General features: G+C 74.9%; 14 protein-coding genes. 8 read left to right on the top strand and 6 right to left on the bottom strand.

Going from position 1 to position 16703, the window contains the following annotated elements:
- Position 1 precedes the first annotated feature (1 nt).
- Genes K7G61_RS11325 through K7G61_RS11310 form a run of 4 tightly spaced genes read left to right on the top strand, consistent with a single transcriptional unit; the run spans position 2 to position 3775 of the window.
- Entirely contained in the window at positions 2 to 691 is a 690-nt protein-coding gene (locus K7G61_RS11325) for a hypothetical protein (protein WP_225846614.1), read from the top strand.
- A complete protein-coding gene (locus tag K7G61_RS11320; RefSeq protein WP_263984235.1) occupies positions 685 to 1647 on the top strand; it encodes a hypothetical protein in 963 nt (320 codons plus the stop codon). Before K7G61_RS11325 ends, K7G61_RS11320 begins: the two co-directional genes overlap by 7 nt.
- Entirely contained in the window at positions 1644 to 2573 is a 930-nt protein-coding gene (locus K7G61_RS11315; RefSeq protein ID WP_225846613.1) for a hypothetical protein, read from the top strand. Before K7G61_RS11320 ends, K7G61_RS11315 begins: the two co-directional genes overlap by 4 nt.
- Positions 2570 to 3775, top strand: coding sequence for a serine hydrolase (locus tag K7G61_RS11310; protein WP_225846612.1), 1206 nt, complete (start codon positions 2570 to 2572; stop codon positions 3773 to 3775). The genes K7G61_RS11315 and K7G61_RS11310 overlap by 4 nt, the downstream gene beginning before the upstream one ends.
- A gap of 88 nt (positions 3776 to 3863) precedes the next feature.
- On the opposite strand, the gene K7G61_RS11305 is transcribed toward K7G61_RS11310, so the two are convergent.
- A complete protein-coding gene (locus tag K7G61_RS11305; protein ID WP_225846611.1) occupies positions 3864 to 4289 on the bottom strand; it encodes a CBS domain-containing protein in 426 nt (141 codons plus the stop codon).
- A 279-nt stretch (positions 4290 to 4568) separates the two neighbouring features.
- Here K7G61_RS11305 and K7G61_RS11300 point away from each other — a divergent pair, with 279 nt between their 5' ends.
- On the top strand, positions 4569 to 5186 hold the full coding sequence (locus K7G61_RS11300; protein ID WP_225846610.1) for a DUF5947 family protein: 618 nt from the start codon (positions 4569 to 4571) through the stop codon (positions 5184 to 5186).
- Between the two features lie 100 nt (positions 5187 to 5286).
- Here the strand turns inward: K7G61_RS11300 and K7G61_RS11295 are convergent, their stop codons facing one another.
- Positions 5287 to 6120, bottom strand: a complete 834-nt coding sequence (locus K7G61_RS11295) for a slipin family protein (RefSeq protein WP_225846794.1) — start codon at positions 6118 to 6120, stop codon at positions 5287 to 5289.
- A gap of 167 nt (positions 6121 to 6287) precedes the next feature.
- Positions 6288 to 8507, bottom strand: a complete 2220-nt coding sequence (locus K7G61_RS11290) for an NADP-dependent isocitrate dehydrogenase (protein ID WP_225846609.1) — start codon at positions 8505 to 8507, stop codon at positions 6288 to 6290.
- A gap of 277 nt (positions 8508 to 8784) precedes the next feature.
- Between K7G61_RS11290 and K7G61_RS11285 the strand changes: the two genes are divergently transcribed.
- The 3 genes from K7G61_RS11285 to K7G61_RS11275 all read left to right on the top strand — a co-directional run bounded on the left by K7G61_RS11285 (position 8785) and on the right by K7G61_RS11275 (position 13336).
- Complete coding sequence (locus K7G61_RS11285; protein WP_225846608.1) at positions 8785 to 10329, top strand: Re/Si-specific NAD(P)(+) transhydrogenase subunit alpha; 1545 nt, start codon at positions 8785 to 8787, stop codon at positions 10327 to 10329.
- Positions 10330 to 10335: 6 nt separating this feature from the next.
- Positions 10336 to 11814, top strand: coding sequence for a Re/Si-specific NAD(P)(+) transhydrogenase subunit beta (pntB, locus tag K7G61_RS11280; RefSeq protein WP_225846607.1), 1479 nt, complete (start codon positions 10336 to 10338; stop codon positions 11812 to 11814).
- Positions 11815 to 11896: 82 nt separating this feature from the next.
- A complete protein-coding gene (locus K7G61_RS11275; protein WP_225846606.1) occupies positions 11897 to 13336 on the top strand; it encodes a serine hydrolase in 1440 nt (479 codons plus the stop codon).
- Positions 13337 to 13367: 31 nt separating this feature from the next.
- On the opposite strand, the gene K7G61_RS11270 is transcribed toward K7G61_RS11275, so the two are convergent.
- The 3 genes from K7G61_RS11270 to K7G61_RS11260 are packed head-to-tail and all read right to left on the bottom strand — an operon-like array spanning position 13368 to position 16647.
- Entirely contained in the window at positions 13368 to 14180 is an 813-nt protein-coding gene (locus K7G61_RS11270; RefSeq protein ID WP_225846605.1) for a hypothetical protein, read from the bottom strand.
- Positions 14177 to 15610, bottom strand: a complete 1434-nt coding sequence (locus tag K7G61_RS11265; RefSeq protein ID WP_225846604.1) for an ABC transporter permease subunit — start codon at positions 15608 to 15610, stop codon at positions 14177 to 14179. Before K7G61_RS11265 ends, K7G61_RS11270 begins: the two co-directional genes overlap by 4 nt.
- Complete coding sequence (locus tag K7G61_RS11260) at positions 15607 to 16647, bottom strand: ABC transporter ATP-binding protein (protein WP_225846603.1); 1041 nt, start codon at positions 16645 to 16647, stop codon at positions 15607 to 15609. The genes K7G61_RS11265 and K7G61_RS11260 overlap by 4 nt, the downstream gene beginning before the upstream one ends.
- Between the last annotated feature and the right edge of the window lie 56 nt (positions 16648 to 16703).

The following is a 16703-nucleotide window of genomic DNA, read 5'->3' as shown; positions in this document are numbered from 1 at the left end:
GTTGGCCGAGCAGACGAGGGACAGCGGTCCCCTGAGCGCTGCCGTCGCCGACGTCGCGTCCGGAGTCGCGCTCGCCCTGGGCGAGGGCGGCTCCTACGCGCTGTCGCGCGTCCTGGCGCGGGACGACCCGGTCGCCCTGGCCGCGATCCGCGTGCTGGGCGCCGACGTGCTGGCCCCGTACGCGCTGGACGGGCGGCAGGGCGCGCGCGACGGCCGGGACGAGTCGGTGGTACGGCGGGCCCTGGCCGCGTATCCGCCGGGCGCCGACGCCTCGGACGTGTCGGTGTGGAGCTACCGCGGCCTGGTGGAGGCCTCCCGGGCGTATCTGCCCGGCACCTGGCCGGCGCAGCCGCGCGCGGGCGACGACTGGGTGCGCACCGACCCATGGCCAAAGCTCTCCCATCACGCCTCGCAACTGGCCGCGCTGTCCCTGCCGGGCCTGGCGCCCGCGCTGGCCGACGCGCTGGCAGCCCGCACCGAGGACCTGGCCAGGGGTTTCGTACGGGCGGTGCGCCGCCGGGACTGGCTGCAGGCGGCCGGGATCGGCCGCTGGCTGGCCGGCAGCCCGGACACCCCCGAGTCGCTGGGCCTGGACAGCGGGCTGGCGTTCGTCCGCCGGATGGGCGAGGGCGACGCCCGCGTGGCCCTGCATCTGGCCGCCGCCCAGCGCTTCCACGGACGCGGATGGTGACCGCCCACGGGCCGGACCGCGAACTGCTGGACCGGACCGCCGAGCGGGCGCTGCGCCGGCTGGACGCCATGCGGCCCTCCTTCCGCCTGCCGCCGGACGTCACCACGGGGGCGGACCCGGACCTGACCCTCAAGCCGCTGGCCGAACTCGCCGAGCTGGCCGGGCTGGTCGCCGAACGCCACCCGCTGCCCGCCCTGCGGGACCTCGCCACCGGGCTGTTCGACTTCGCGTGGCGCGAGTCCGGGGAGGGCGAGCTGTTCGCCGAACTGGTGCGCGCCGAGCCGCAGGCCACCTACCCGGTGGAGATCTACGGGGTGTTCGCGCGGGCCGGCCGCCGCAGCGCCCGCGCCGAGGAGCTCATGGCGACCACGACGCGGCTGCGGCTGTGGCGGGTGGCCCGCGCGGACCACACCCGAACCCTCGGCGTCCTCAACGCCGAGCGGCGCATCGGCCTGCCCCCGCACGCGGACTTCTCCGCCGTCCTGGCGCTGACCGGCCTCGGCCGGCGCGCCGAGCCGTGGGCGCTGGACCGCACGGCCGTCTACGGCGTCACGCACGACGTGTTCCACCTCACCGACTGGGGCAGGACCCGCCGGCGCCTGCCCGCCCACCTCGCCGACTACCTGCGGCTGTGGGTCCCCGCCTGGCTGGAGACCTGGACCGACGAGGAGCTGTGGGACCTGGTCGGCGAACTGCTCGCCGTCTCGGCCTGCCTGCCCGGCGCCCCCTACCACGCGGGCGCGTGGCGGCGGCTGGCCGCCGCGCAGGCGGCCGACGGCTCGGTGGCGGAGGTGGGGACGCTGCCGCCCGGCGCCGATCCCTTCACCGGCTGCTACCACTCCACCCTGGTGACCGCCTTCGCCGCGACCCTGGCCCGGCAGGCCGTGCCCCGCGCGGCCCCCGCCACCGCGCGGCCGGGCCGCGTCCCCTCCCCCGACAGCGAGGTGACACCGTGACCGCCGCACCCACCGCGCTCCTGCACCAGGTCGGCGAACGCGCGCTGGCCTGGCTGGACGACAACCGCGAGCACTTCCGGCTGACCGACGAGGAGCTCGCGACGCCCCGCTCGGTGATCGAGCGCCTCAAGCCGATCGGCGAACTGGCCATCAACATGCGGGTGCTGGCCCGCGAGGGCGTGGCCGGATCGCGGCAGCAGGAGCGCTCCACCCGGCTGCTGGACTACGCCTGGCGGGAACTGCTCGACGGCGGCAACGTCCTGGCCGAGCTCCAGTTGCACGAGCCGCTCTCCCCCGTCCCGCTGGAGGTCTACGCCGGCTTCCACGAGCTGGGCCACCGCCATCCGGGCGTCGAGGAAGGCATCGAACTGGCCCGCTCGACGGCGAGCTGGCGGGCCCTGGAGATGGTGCCCAACCGCCGCCTGGGCGTCCTCAACGCCGAACGGCGCCTCGGGCTGGCCCCCTCCGGGGACTTCGGCGAGGCGCTGGCGGCCACATGGCTGGGGCGCACCCCGGAGCCGTGGACCGTGCAGTACCACATCGCCTACGACCTCACCCACACCGTCTTCCACCTCACCAACTGGGGCGAGGCCCCGCACCGCATCCCGCCCCCGATCGCGGAGTACCTCGCCCGCTACCTGCCGGCCTGGCTGGACGACTGGGCCGACCTCGGCCACTGGGACCTGCTGGGTGAACTCCTCGTGGTCGACGCCTGCCTGCCCAGGCCCGCCCTGGACGCGGAACTCTGGGAGCGGTACGCGGCCGCCCAGTCCGAGAGCGGCGCGATGCCCGAGCAGCACGGCATGCCGGCGGACGACGACCCGGGCATCGTCTTCGACCTGGTCCACCACCCGACCCTGGTGGCCGCGTTCGCCTCCGCGATGGCCACCTCGCGGGCCCTGACGGCGGCCGGCGCGTCCGGATGAACGGCGACTCGGTGAGCGGCGGGCCGCTGTACGACGGCCCGGTGAGCGGCGGCCCGCTGAACGAAGGCCCGGTGAGCGGCGGCCGGGCGGCCGGCCTCGACGGTTCGCGGGAGCGGGCCGGGGCGGCGGCGGGGGCGGGGACGGGGACGGGGGCGGGGACGGCCGGCGAGGACGCGCTGCGCGCCCGCCTGACCGCGGACCTGGCCCGCCTGCGCGCCCCCGACGCCGTCCTCGCGGTCAGCAGGCACGGCCGCCGTACCGTGGCCTGCGGCGGCAGCGCGCGGCGGCCGGCCGGGGAGCGGGAGGGCCTGCGGTACGCGGTCGGCTCGCTGTCCAAGACGTACACCGCGCTGCTGCTGGCCGAACTCGCCCACGCGGGCGCCGTCGGCCTGGACGACCCGGTCGTCGCGCACCTGCCCGGCCCGCCGCCCGCCGACGCGTACGCCCGCCGGATCACGCTGCGGCACCTGGCCACCCACACCTCGGGCCTGCCGCGGGTGCCGCCCGAGATGGTCGCCGGCGCGCTGCTGCGCCCGTACGCCAACGGCTACGCGCACCACGACACCGGACGGCTGCTGCGCGCCTTCGCCCGGGCCAGGCCGCGCAATCCGCCCGGCAGCCGGTGGCGCTACTCCAACTTCGGCGGGGCGCTGCTCGGTACGGCCCTCGCGCACGCGGCCGGCACCGACTTCGCCGCGCTGCTTACCGCCCGTGTGCTGCGCCCGCTGCGGCTGTACGACACCGGGACGGCCGCGGACCCGGGCCGGGACGCCACCGGCCACCGGGCGGACGGACGCACCCCGCTGGCGCCCGCCGGCACCGCCGGTTTCGCGCCCGCGGCCGGCGTGCGGGCCACCCCCGCCGACCTGCTCGCCTACACCGAGGCGCACCTGCGGCCGGGCTCGGGCCCGGTCGCCCGTGCGCTGCGCGGGGTCCAGGTGCCCCTGCTGCGGCGGGGGTTCGGGCACCGGCACTGCCACACCCTGGCCTGGTACCGCCATCCGGCGCCCGGCGGGCCGCTGCTGTTCCACGCCGGGGCGACCTTCGGCATGCAGGCGTTCGCCGGGTTCCACCCGGCGTCCGGCACCGCGGTGGTCGGCCTGGTGACCCGCCACGACCGCGCCTGCCGGATCGTGTCCCTCGCCCACGCGCTGCTGTACGACCTGGCCTCGTCGGCCCCGAGGAGCGCGCCGCAGGACTGACCGGGCCTCCCGTCGCGGGCACGGCCGCCCCTACGTCCTTGGGACGGCCGTGCGCTTCTCCGGGCGGGCGCGGGTCCGCCCGGCGGGCTCAGTGGTTCGGCGGGGCGCCGGATATCTCCGCCAGGGCCGAACCCGGTTCGTCGAGCACGGCCAGGTCGCCGAGGGAGAGCATGCCGACCGGGCAGCCGCCGTGCTCGACCACGGGAATGCGGCGGATGGCGAACTCGCGCATGAGCTCGGCCGCGTGGTCGGTGGTGTCGTCGGCGGACACGACGGCCAGCGGCGGATGGGTGCACAGGTGCCCGGCGGTGATGGCCGCGGGGTCGAGGTCGCGCCCGAGGGCGCGCACCACGATGTCCCGGTCGGTGATCACCCCGAAGAGGTCGCAGTCGTAGGCGACCAGGACCTCGCCGATGTCCTTCTCGCGCATCAGCCGGGCCACGTCGGTCAGCGAGGCCATCGGTTCGACGGCCGCGGCGCCGGGCGACATCACTTCACGTACCTGACGGGTCATGGCGGCCTCCGGGTTCGTCGAGCGCCCCGCGTCCTGCGCCTTGCCGGGGCGGACGGCGGTAAACCCGCCGTGAGGTGCCCACGCCGCGGCGGGACGGTTCACTCCGACGGCCGCCGCCGGGTGAGCGCGGGTCCGCCGCCCCGCGTATCCAGGAAGGGACGCCGCCCCGCCGGCGGCGCCGCGTCGGCGCCGGAGGAGGCAGCACATGAGACAGCGCGTGAGGGAGCTTTCCGGGGGGAGCGGTCGCGCGGGGGGCGGCGCGGGCGCCGGAGGAGCCCGGTGAGCGGGCCGGGCGTACTGCGCGGGCCGGCCGGGGGCCGGCCGGACACCGGCGAGCGGTGCGAACTGTGCACCCGGCCGGTCGGAGCCGAGCACCGGCACCTGGTGGACCTCGATGAGCGCGTGCTGGCCTGCGCGTGCGCGGCGTGCGCCACGCTGTTCGACCGGGAGGGCGCGGTGGGCGGCCGTTTCCGCGCCGTCCCGGACCGCCGCGTGGGCGAACCGGCCTGCTCGGTGCCGCCGGCCGCGGCCCGGGCTCTGCTCGGCGCCCCGGCCGGCGCGGCCTTCTTCGTACGGGACTCGGCCGCCGGCGGCCCGGTGGCGCTGCGCCCCGGCCCGGACGGCCCGACGAGCTCCGCGGCCGATCCGGACGCCTGGCGGTCCGCCCGCGACGCCTGCGGGCCGGCGGGGCTCCTGGTGCCGGACGTGGAAGCGCTGCTGCTGCGGTGCGAGGCCGGCGCCGTGTCCTGCTGCCTGGTCCCGCTCGACGCCGCGTACGCCCTCCTGGCGCGCCTGGCGCCGCTGTGGCGGCCGCCCGACGGCGGGCCCAAGGGCCGCGAAGAGGTCGCCGCCTTCCTGGCCGGGGCCGCGCGCGGGGCGGCGGCCCCGCCGCGCTGAGCCCCGCGTACCGCGTCCCGGCCCCGCCGCGAAGCCCGGCCCGGGCACCCGGAGGCCGCCAGGTGCCCGGGGGTTCTTGCCCCCCGCGTGCCCCGCCCCGCTACCGCCGCCCCTCGCGGTCGCGTCCGCCCGGCGCGCCCGTGGCGGCGAGGGCCGACGGGCCGGGCGGCGCGGTCGTCTTCCGCGGCTCGCCGTCGGGGCGGGTCGGCCCGGAAGCGGAGGCCGGGGCCGTCTCCTCCGCCACGAACCGGGTGATCGCCTTGGCGCTCTCCAGGAACTGGGAGGGGAAGACGATCGTGCTGTTCTTGTCGCCGGCGATCTCCGCCAGAATCTGGAGGTTGCGCAATTGGAGGGCGACGGGGTGGTCGGAGATGACGTCGGCGGCCTCGGCGAGCTTGCCCGCGCTGAGCGCCTCGCCCTCGGCCGCGATGATCTTGGCCCGCTTCTCGCGTTCCGCCTCGGCCTGGCGGGCCATCGCCCGCTGCATGGACACCGGCAGCTCGATGTCCTTCAGCTCGACCAGGAAGACGTACACGCCCCACTGCTGGGTGGTGCGGTCCAGGATCTCGCGGATCGCCAGGTTGAGCGTCTGCGTGTCGGTGAGGACCTGGTCGAGCATCGAGCGGCCGACCACGTTGCGGACCGTGGTCTGGGCGATCTGGCCGACCGCGGCCCGCACGTCCTCGATCTCCACGATGGACTTCACCGCGTCCACCCGCCGGTAGTACGCGACGGCCGCCACGTGGATGGACACGTTGTCCTGGGTGATGATCTGCTGGGACGGCACGGGCATGGTCACCGTCCGCAGACTGACCTTGATCATGCGGTCCGCCAGCGGGGCCATGAAGTGGAAGCCGGGCTTGCGCACACCGTGCAACTGCCCCAGCCGGAACACCACTCCCCGCTCGTACTGCCGCACGATGGCGGCTCCCATATTCGACACGGTTCCGCCTCCTCGCCGATCGCCCCTCTTCCAGCATCCCTCCACCGCGCCCGAAACGGCACGTCAGCCGTCCGCCCCGGCCCGGCGGACGGCCGGGCCGGGGCGGAACGGGCGGGAGGACGGGGCGGGCGGGCCGCGGTACGCGTCCGCCGGGGCGGTCAGCCCAGGCTCGCCAGCGCCTGGTTGAAGGTCGCCGACGGGCGCATCACCGCGGACGCCTTGGCCGGGTCCGGGTGGTAGTAGCCGCCGATGTCCGCAGGTCCGCCCTGGACGGCGATCAGCTCGCCGACGATGGTCTCCTCCTGCTCGGCCAGCGTCGCGGCGAGGCCCGCGAACGCCTCCGCGAGCTTCGGGTCCTCGCTCTGCCCGGCCAGCTCCTGGGCCCAGTACAGCGCCAGGTAGAAGTGGCTGCCGCGGTTGTCGATGCCGCCGACGCGCCGGCTGGGCGACTTGTCCTCGTTGAGGAAGGTGCCGGTGGCCCGGTCCAGGGTGTCGGCGAGGATCCGCGCCCGGGCGTTGCCGCCGGCCCGGGCGAGGTGCTCGAAGCTGGCCGCGAGCGCGAAGAACTCACCGAGGCTGTCCCAGCGCAGGTAGTCCTCCTTGACCAGCTGCTGGACGTGCTTGGGCGCCGAGCCGCCGGCCCCGGTCTCGAACAGGCCGCCGCCGCCGAGCAGCGGGACCACCGACAGCATCTTGGCGCTGGTGCCCAGCTCCAGGATGGGGAACAGGTCGGTCAGGTAGTCGCGCAGCACGTTGCCGGTCACCGAGATGGTGTTCTCGCCGCGCCGGATCCGCTCCAGCGAGTAGGCGATGGCGTCCACCGGCTTCATGATCTCGACGGTCAGGCCCTCGGTGTCGTGCTGCCCCAGGTACTGCCTGACCTTGCCGATCAGCACGGCGTCGTGGGCCCGGTCCTCGTCGAGCCAGAAGACGGCGGGGTCGCCGGTGATCCGGGCGCGGGTGACGGCGAGCTTGACCCAGTCCTGGATCGGCAGGTCCTTGGTCTGGCACATGCGGAAGATGTCGCCGGCGCTGACGACCTGCTCGATGACGGCCTCGCCGGCGGCGTCGACCACCCGCACGGTGCCGGTGACGGGGATCTCGAAGGTCTTGTCGTGGCTGCCGTACTCCTCGGCCGCCTGCGCCATCAGGCCGACGTTGGGCACCGAGCCCATGGTCGCGGGGTCGAAGGCGCCGTTGGCCCGGCAGTCGTCGATGACGACCTGGTAGATGCCGGCGTAGGAGCTGTCGGGGATGACCGCGAGGGTGTCGGCCTCCTGGCCGTCGGGGCCCCACATGTGGCCGGAGGTGCGGATCATGGCCGGCATGGAGGCGTCGACGATGACGTCGCTGGGGACGTGCAGGTTGGTGATGCCGCGGTCGGAGTCGACCATGGCGAGCGCGGGGCCTTCGGCGAGTTCGGCGTCGAAGGACGCCTTGATCCGCTCGGCCTCGGGCAGCGCCTCGATGCCCTTGAGGATGCCGCCCAGGCCGTCGTTGGGGGTCAGGCCCGCGGCCGCGAACCGGTCGCCGTACTCCGCGAAGGTCTTGGGGAAGAAGGCGCGCACCACGTGCCCGAAGACGATCGGGTCGGAGACCTTCATCATCGTGGCCTTCAGGTGCACCGAGAACAGCACGCCCTCGGCCTTGGCGCGGGCCACCTGGGCGGACAGGAACTCGCGCAGCGCGGCGACGCGCATGACGGAGGCGTCGACGACCTCGCCGGCCAGCACGGGCACGGACTCGCGCAGCACCGTGGTGCTGCCGTCGTCGCCGTGCAGTTCGATGCGCAGGGAGCCCGGGGTGCCGATGACGGCGGACTTCTCGGTGGAGCGGAAGTCGTCGGCGGTCATGTGGGCGACGTTGGTCCTGGACCGCGCGCTCCAGGCGCCCATCCGGTGCGGGTGGGCCTTGGCGTAGTTCTTCACCGAGGCCGGCGCCCTGCGGTCGGAGTTGCCCTGGCGCAGCACCGGGTTGACCGCGCTGCCCTTGACCTTGTCGTAGCGGGCGCGGACCTCCCGCTCCTCGTCGCTCTTGGGATCGTCCGGGTAGTCCGGCAGGTCGTAGCCCTGCTCGCGCAGCTCGGCGATGGCCGCCTTGAGCTGCGGGATGGACGCCGAGATGTTCGGCAGCTTGATGATGTTGGCCTCGGGGGTCTTCGCCAGCGCGCCCAGCTCGGCCAGTGCGTCGGGGATCCGCTGCTCGGCCGTCAGCCGTTCGGGGAAGCTCGCGATGATGCGGCCGGCCAGCGAGATGTCACGGGTCTCGACGCTGACGCCCGCGGTCGACGCGTACGCCTCGATCACTGGCAGGAACGAGTACGTCGCCAGGGCCGGCGCCTCGTCGGTGTGCGTGTAGATGATGGTCTGGTCAGCCACCGGTTACTCCGCTCCAGTCTCGTCAAATTTTGCTCGACATCAAGATATCTCCTCCGCCGCCGGGGTCCGCCCGCCCCCGTCCCCGGCCGTGACCTCGGCCACTGGCGGCCCGCGCGCGGGCCCCCTGACCACCCCTGATACCGGTGAGTAACAAAGGCCACGGGCCCGGATGGTCTTGTATCTCGGGGTCGGCTCCAGCAATGTCGTGCGCGTGCGCCTTGGACCGCGCCGACCGTCCCCCCGTGCGGTCCGCCGTCATCGGGTGAGAGGGAGAGCGATGTCTGATTCACCACCGCAGCGGATCGGTGTCGTCGCGGAGTCCGCCACCGGGGAGACCCGCGTCGCGGCGACTCCGGCCACCGTCCGCCAACTGCTGCAACTGGGGTACGAGGTGGTCGTGGAGTCCGAGGCCGGGGCGGCCTCCGGCTTCACCGACGAGGCCTACACACAGGCCGGCGCGACGATCGGCGACGCCTGGCGGGCCGATGTCGTGCTGAAGGTCAACGCCCCCTCGTCCGAGGAGATCGCCGGGCTGCGCGACGGCGCCACGCTGATCGGGCTGATCTCCCCGGCGCTGAAGCCGGAACTGCTCGACGAGCTCGCCACCCGCCCCGTCACCGTCCTGGCCATGGACGCGGTGCCGCGCATCTCCCGCGCCCAGTCGATGGACGTGCTCAGCTCGATGGCCAACATCGCCGGCTACCGCGCGGTCATCGAGGCCGCGCACGTCTTCGGCCGGTTCTTCACCGGCCAGGTCACCGCGGCCGGCAAGGTGCCGCCCGCGAAGGTGCTGGTGGCCGGCGCCGGCGTGGCGGGGCTGGCGGCGATCGGCGCGGCCAGCAGCCTGGGCGCGGTGGTACGGGCCACCGACCCGCGGGCCGAGGTCGCCGACCAGGTGCGCTCGCTCGGCGGGGAGTTCCTGGCGGTCGAGGTGGACCAGCAGGTCAGCAGCGACGGCTACGCCAAGGCGACCTCGCAGGACTACGACCGGCGCGCCGCCGAGATCTACAGCGAGCAGGCCGCCGAGGTCGACATCATCATCACCACCGCGCTCATCCCGGGCCGCCCGGCGCCCCGGCTGGTCACGGCGGCCGACGTGGCGTCGATGAAGCCCGGCAGCGTCATCGTCGACATGGCCGCCGCCCAGGGCGGCAACGTGGAGGGCACGGTCGCGGGCCGGGCCGTCGTCACCGACAACGGTGTGACGATCATCGGCTACACCGACCTGCCCGGCCGGCTGCCCGCCCAGGCGTCGCAGCTCTACGGCACCAACCTCGTCAACCTGCTGAAGCTGCTCACCCCGGATAAGGACGGGCGGCTGACGCTGGACTTCGACGACGTCGTACAGCGCGCGGTGACGGTCGTACGCGAGGGCGAGAAGACCTGGCCGCCGCCGCCCGTGCAGGTATCGGCCGCGCCCGCCGCGCAGCCGGCCGCGCCGCCGCCCGCGCCGCCCGAGCCGAAGAAGCCCCGCCTCACCCCCGTGGCCCGCTTCGGCCTGATCGGCCTCGCCATGGCCGCGATGTTCCTGCTGATCGCCTTCTCCCCGGCCCAGCTCGCGGAGAACTTCACGGTGTTCGCGCTCGCCGTGGTCATCGGCTACTACGTGATCGGCAAGGTGCACCACGCGCTGCACACCCCGCTGATGTCGGTCACCAACGCGATCTCGGGGATCGTGGTGATCGGCGCGCTGCTCCAGATCGGCCACGAGTCGGCCGCGGTCACCGTGCTGTCGGCAGTCGCGATCCTGCTGACGAGTGTGAACATCTTCGGAGGATTCGCCGTCACCCGCCGCATGCTCGGCATGTTCTCGAAAGGCTGAGGTCCGATGACCGCCACCACGGCCACCCAGGCGGCCGACATCGTCGCCGCCCTGCTGTTCATCTTCAGCCTCGCCGGGCTCTCCCAGCACCGCACCTCGCGGGCCGGCGTGGTCTACGGCATCGGCGGCATGGCGCTCGCGCTCGTCGCCACGATCATCGTCGCCGGCCGGGACATCTCGGGCGGCGCCGTCGCCCTGATCCTCGTCGCCATGGCCGCCGGGGGCGCGGCGGGCCTGTGGCGCGCCCGCCGGGTCGAGATGACCCAGATGCCGGAGCTGATCGCCGTCCTGCACAGCTTCGTCGGCCTCGCCGCGGTGCTGGTCGGCTGGAACAGCTACTACGAGGTCGAGTCGCACGGCTCGGCGCAGACCCGGATCGCCCACGACCTGCTGCGCATCCACCACGCCGAGGTCTTCATCGGCATCTTCATCGGCGCGGTCACCTTCACCGGCTCGGTCGTCGCCTTCCTGAAGCTGTCGGCGCGGATCAAGTCCAGTCCGCTGATGCTGCCCGGCAAGAACGCCCTCAACCTGGGCGCGCTGGCCGCCTTCGTGGGCCTGACGATCTGGTTCGCGGCGAGTCCGGACCTCGGTCTGATGATCGCGATCACCGTGCTCGCCCTCGCCCTGGGCGTGCACCTGGTCGCCTCCATCGGCGGCGGCGACATGCCGGTCGTGGTGTCCATGCTCAACAGCTACTCCGGCTGGGCCGCCGCGGCGGCCGGGTTCCTGCTGAACAACAACCTGCTCATCGTGACCGGCGCGCTGGTCGGCTCCTCCGGCGCCTACCTGTCGTACATCATGTGCAAGGCGATGAACCGCTCCTTCATCTCGGTGATCGCCGGCGGCTTCGGCATCGAGGCGCCCACCGGCGGCGACACCGAGCAGGGCGAGCACCGGGAGACCAGCGCCGAGGAGGCCGCCGAACTGCTCGCCGGGGCCGCCTCGGTGATCATCACCCCCGGTTACGGCATGGCCGTCGCGCAGGCGCAGCACCCGGTGGCCGAGCTGACCCGGTCGCTGCGCGAACGCGGCGTCGAGGTGCGCTTCGGCGTGCACCCGGTGGCCGGCCGGCTGCCCGGCCACATGAACGTGCTGCTGGCCGAGGCGAAGGTCCCCTACGACATCGTCCTGGAGATGGACGAGATCAACGACGACTTCGCCGACACCACGGTGGTGCTGGTCATCGGCGCCAACGACACCGTCAACCCGGCGGCGGCCGAGGACCCGACCAGCCCCATCGCCGGCATGCCGGTGCTGCGGGTGTGGGAGGCCGAGAACGTCGTCGTCTTCAAGCGGTCCATGGCCTCGGGCTACGCGGGGGTGCAGAACCCGTTGTTCTTCCGGGAGAACAGCAGCATGCTCTTCGGCGACGCGAAGAAGAGCGTGGAGGCCATCCTGGCCGCCCTGGCCACCGCGCAGGGCGGCCCGCCGGCGGCGGCGCGTCAGGGCGCCCGGCCCTCGCAGCAGCCGACACCGGCCTGAGCGACCGCGCCCGCCCGGTAATGGACAGGGGGCGGCGGGCCCGGCCCGCCGCCCCGCGGCACGACTTCACCGGTGAGGACCCATGACGACCAGCCGGCCCCTGCCGACCGCGGCGCCGTCCGCCGTGGGCGTGGACGCGCGCGGTGTCCACGCCTTCCTCGACGCCGTGGAGAGCGCCCCGGACATCGAGCCGCACAGCCTGATGGTCGTGCGGCACGGCCGCGTGGCGGCGGCCGGCTGGTGGGCCCCGTACACCGAGCACCGCCCGCACCTGCTGTACTCGCTGAGCAAGATCTTCACGTCCACGGCGGCGGGGCTGGCCGTCGCCGACGGGCTGCTGGACCTCGACGCGCCGGTGATCTCGTACTTCCCGGAGTTCGCCGCGGACATCACCGACCCGCGCAGCCGGGCCATGCGGGTACGGCACGTGGCGTCCATGGCCAGCGGCCACGTCATGGAGACGATCGAGCGGGCGGCGGCCGCGGACCCCTACGAGTGGGTCCGCGGTTTCCTGCTGGTGCCGCCGGACCGCGAGCCCGGCACGGTCTTCGCGTACAACCAGCCCGCCACGTACACGCTGGCCGCCATCGTCCAGCGGCAGACCGGGCAGCGGCTGACGGACTACCTGCGGCCGCGCCTGCTGGACCCGCTGGGCGCCGGGTTCACCGCGTGGAGCGAGCGCCCGCGCGGCCGGGACATCGGCTTCAGCGGCATGTTCGCCGCCACGGACGCCGTCGCCCGCCTCGGGCTGCTGTACCTGCGCGGCGGGATCTGGGAGGGGCGGCGGCTGCTGCCCGCGCGATGGGTGGCCGAGGCGACCCGCCCGCACGTGTCCACCGCCGGCGGCTTCGCCCAGGGCCCCGACTGGCGGCAGGGGTACGGCTTCCAGTTCTGGATGTCCCGGCACGGCTACCGCGGCGACGGCGCCTACGGGCAGTTCTGCCTGGTGCTGCCCGAGTACGACGCGGTGGTCGTGACGACCGCGGCGACCGAGCGGCTCCAGGCCCTGCTGGACATGGTGTGGGAGCACCTGCTGCCCGCCTTCGCCCCCGCCCCGGTCGAGGGCCGGGCCGAGCAGGACGCGGAACTGGCCGAGCGGCTGTCCGGCCTGGCCCTGCCCCAGGCCGCGCTCAAGCCCTCCCCCGCCGAACCGGCCGCCTGGTCCGGCGCGGACTTCGCCCCCGAGGGCGGGCACTGCGCGCGGCAGCCGTCCCTGACCGGCGTCACGGTCCGCCCCGCAGGCACCGGCTGGACCCTCACCCTCAGCGAGGGCGACGACCGCCTCGACCTGCGCTTCGACGGTACGGGGTGGGCCGTGGCCGATTCCCCCGCCGCCCCGGTGCCGACCGCGGTGAGCGCGGGCTGGACGGACGACGGGGCGCTCGTCGCCGACATCGTCTTCCTGGAGACCCCGCACCACCTGGAGCTGACCTGCGCTCCGGCCGAGGGCACCTTCACCGCGCGCTGGCGCACCGAGCCGCTCCACAAGGGTCCGCTGCGCACCCACCGGGCGCCCCGGTAGGGCCGGCCCCGGTGGGGCCGAGCGGGCCGCTTCAGGCGTCGCGGCGGCGCAGGAGGACCCATCCGGCGGCGAGCGCGACCGCCGCATAGGCGGCGAGGACGGCCAGGCCCGTCCAGGGTCCGAGCGGGGCCGTACCGGTGCCCGGCGGTGTCGCCTGGACGGCGAGGCCCGCGGTCATCGGCGAGACCTTCTGCACGTCGTGCAGGACGCGGCCGGACATGGGCACGGCGAGCGTGAGGGCGTAGGGCCCGTACAGCAGGCCCGTGACCGTGCCCGCCGCGGCGGCCTGGTGGCGCACGACGGCCGCGAGTCCCGTTCCCAGGAGGGTGACCAGCAGCAGGTAGAGGAGCGTGCCCAGGGCGGCCCGCTGGAGGGCGGGGTCGGTCAGGGCCGCCGCGGGGTGGCCGCTCGCGGCGGTGAACCCGCGGGCGGTCAGCGCCGCCCGGCCGGCCAGCAGCGCCCCCGCCACGCCGGCCGCCCCCGCCGCCAGCACCGCCGCGAGCGTCACGGCGGCCTTCGCGGCGAGGACGCCCGTACGCCCGGGGTGGGCGGCCAGCGTGACCCGCATCATCCGCGGGTACTCGGCGGACACCAGGGCCACCGCGACCATGACGGCCGCGAGTTGGGCGAGGTAGACGCCGGACAGGGTGAGCGCGGTGGTGTCCGGCCCCGGGCAGGGGGCGTGCGGCGGGCAGCGCGGGGGGTCCTGCGCGGCGCCGGCCAGCGCGCCGACACCGGTCATCAGCGCGGCCACGGCCGCCAGTGTCCACAACTGGCCGGGCACGGTGACGAGTTTGGTCCACTCCGCGCGCAGCGCCCGCACCCGCGTGCCGGGCCTCTTCACGCGTCCCTCCCGCGCTGGAGCCAGAACGCCGTGCCGAGGGCGGCGGCGGTGTACCCGGCGAGGACCGCGAGGCCGGCCCAGGGCCCGATGACGTACTCCACCAGCGGCTGCGTGTGGTGGATCGCGGCGCCGGCGATCGGGGTGGCGCGGTTCACCCACGTGTCCGCGCCGACCGTGGTGACGGCGGAGACCAGCGGCAGGGCGACCAGCAGGGCGAACAGCGCGATCACCGCCGCGGCGGTGCGCCGGACGATCGCGCCCACGCCGAGGGCGAGCAGCGCCACGAGGGCCAGGAAGAGCGCGCCGCCGACGAGGGCGCGCAGCACGGTCGGGTCGGTGGCCGACCGCCGCGGGAAGAGCGGGGGCGCGAATCCGTTCCCGCGCTGCACCGGTGTCGCGACGAGGAAGGCGGTGACGTCGGCGACGAGTCCGGCGAGGAAGACGCTGACGGCCAGGACGACCGCCTTGGCCGCGAGTACGGTTCCGCGGCGCGGGCTGACGGTGAACGTCGTGCGGATCGTGCGGGTCCGGTACTCCGAGGTCATCGCCAGCACGCCCAGCGCGATCACCGCGAACAGCGCGGTCCGCGCGCCGGTGAGCGCGTTGGCGACCATGTCGGAGGAGGCGTCGACGCCGACGCCGCCGATGCCGGGGCTGCCCAGGTCGCCGCTGCCGGTGAGCGTGAGGGTGCCGCCGGCGGTGTGCTCGGTGCCGGGACCCGTGGTCGGCACCTCCGCTCCCGGGCCCTGCAGCCCGCTGGGCGGCGACGTCACGTCGGTGAGCCGCCAGCCGCCCGGCGCGCCCGGGCTCACGGCGACCCGCGTGAAGTCGGCCCGGCCCGTGGTGGGGACCGCGCTTCCCACCGTCCTGCGCGGGCCGTCCCGGTGCAGCCGCGCCACGGGCGGCGAGGTGACGAAGATTCCGGCCCGTACGGTGGCGGGCAGTCCGCTGTCGCCGACCGTGGCCACGGTGTCCCAGGTGCGGCCGTCCGCGGACTCCTGGCCCGTCACCCGGTGGCCGGTGCGCACCAGCCGCAGCCAGTAGGGCGCGCGCGCCTTGGCGTCGCCGAGGTACTCCTTCTTCGGGCCGGCCTGCATGCGTACCCCGTGCCCGGGGGTCACCATCAGCGACACCGACGGTGAACCGCCGACGGCGTCCGCCTTGAGCATCACGCCGGCCTTGGCCCACGGCGAACTGTCGCGCTGTGTGCCGACGAGCGCGGTGACGCTCACGTCGCCGGCCGCGGGCCGGTGGAGGAAGGTGAAGGCGTCGAGCGTCTTCGGGCCGCCGTAGCCGGTATGGCTGCCCTGGGCGGACAGCAGTCCGATCAGCACGGTCAGCGCGACCGTGGCGAGCAGGGCCACCGACGTGCTGCGCACCGAGCGCAGCTTGGTCCATTCGGCGCGCACGGCGCGGATCAGGTGCGTCATCGCCGCGGCCCCGTCTCGTCGGCGCGGACGGGCGCGTGGGGCGCGGGCCCTTCGGGAGGGGGCGCCGCGGAGCCGGACGCCCCGGACGCGGGGGCCGCGGGGTCCTCGGGGGCCGCGGGGCCGGAGGCGCGGAACTCGGCCGCCTCGCGGGTCAGGTCGAGGTAGGCCTCCTCCAGCGACGCCCGGTGGCGCGCGAGCCCGTCGAACGGCACGCCGTGCGCGCCCAGTTCGACGGCGACGTTCTCGGCGCTCAGCCCGGACACCGTCAGCGAGTCGGCGCCGAGTACGCAGACGGTGGCGCCGGCCGCGGCCAGGACGGTCATGGCCTCGCTCCTGCGGGAGGTCCGCAGCATCACCCGGTCGTCGGAGGCGGCGGCCAGCAGGGAGGGCACGTCGGTGTCGGCGAGCAGCCGGCCGCGGCCGATGACGACCACATGGTCGGCGGTGTCCTCCAGTTCGCCCATGAGGTGGCTGGAGACCAGGACCGTGCGGCCCTCGGCCGCCAGCGACCGCAGCAGGCCGCGGATCCAGCGGATCCCCTCGGGGTCCAGGCCGTTGACCGGTTCGTCCAGGATGAGGACCTTCGGGTCGCCGAGCAGCGCCCCCGCGATGCCCAGCCGCTGCCGCATGCCGAGCGAGTACCCCCCGACACGTTTGCGCCCGGCCGCTCCCCCGAGTCCCACCAGTTCCAGCACCTCGTCGACCCGCCGGGCCGGCAGGCCGTTGTACCGGGCCTGCCACAGCAGGTGGGCGCGTGCCCGCCGCCCGGGGTGCACCGCCTCCGCGTCGAGCAGCGCCCCCACCACGCGCAGCGGCTCGTCGAATTCGCGGTACGGCCGGCCGCCGATCAGGGCGCTGCCCCCGTCCGGCGCGTCGAGCCCCAGCATCATCCGCATCGTCGTGGACTTCCCGGCCCCGTTGGGGCCGACGAAGCCCGTGACCTTCCCCGGCTCGGCGGTGAACGACAGCCCGTCCACCGCGGCCGTCCCCCCGTAACGCTTGCGCAGATCGCGCACCGCGATCGTCAACTCGTCCATGTGCCGAACCTATTGAGCCGGAGCCGCCGTGCCGTCCCGCCCACGGGGAGTCTTCG

The sequence above is a fragment of the Streptomyces sp. HPF1205 genome, assembly GCF_020400825.1.
Lineage (GTDB): Bacteria > Actinomycetota > Actinomycetes > Streptomycetales > Streptomycetaceae > Actinacidiphila.
The sequence above is the reverse complement of the archived record's forward strand: the minus strand, read 5'-3'. Positions and strand labels throughout refer to the sequence as shown.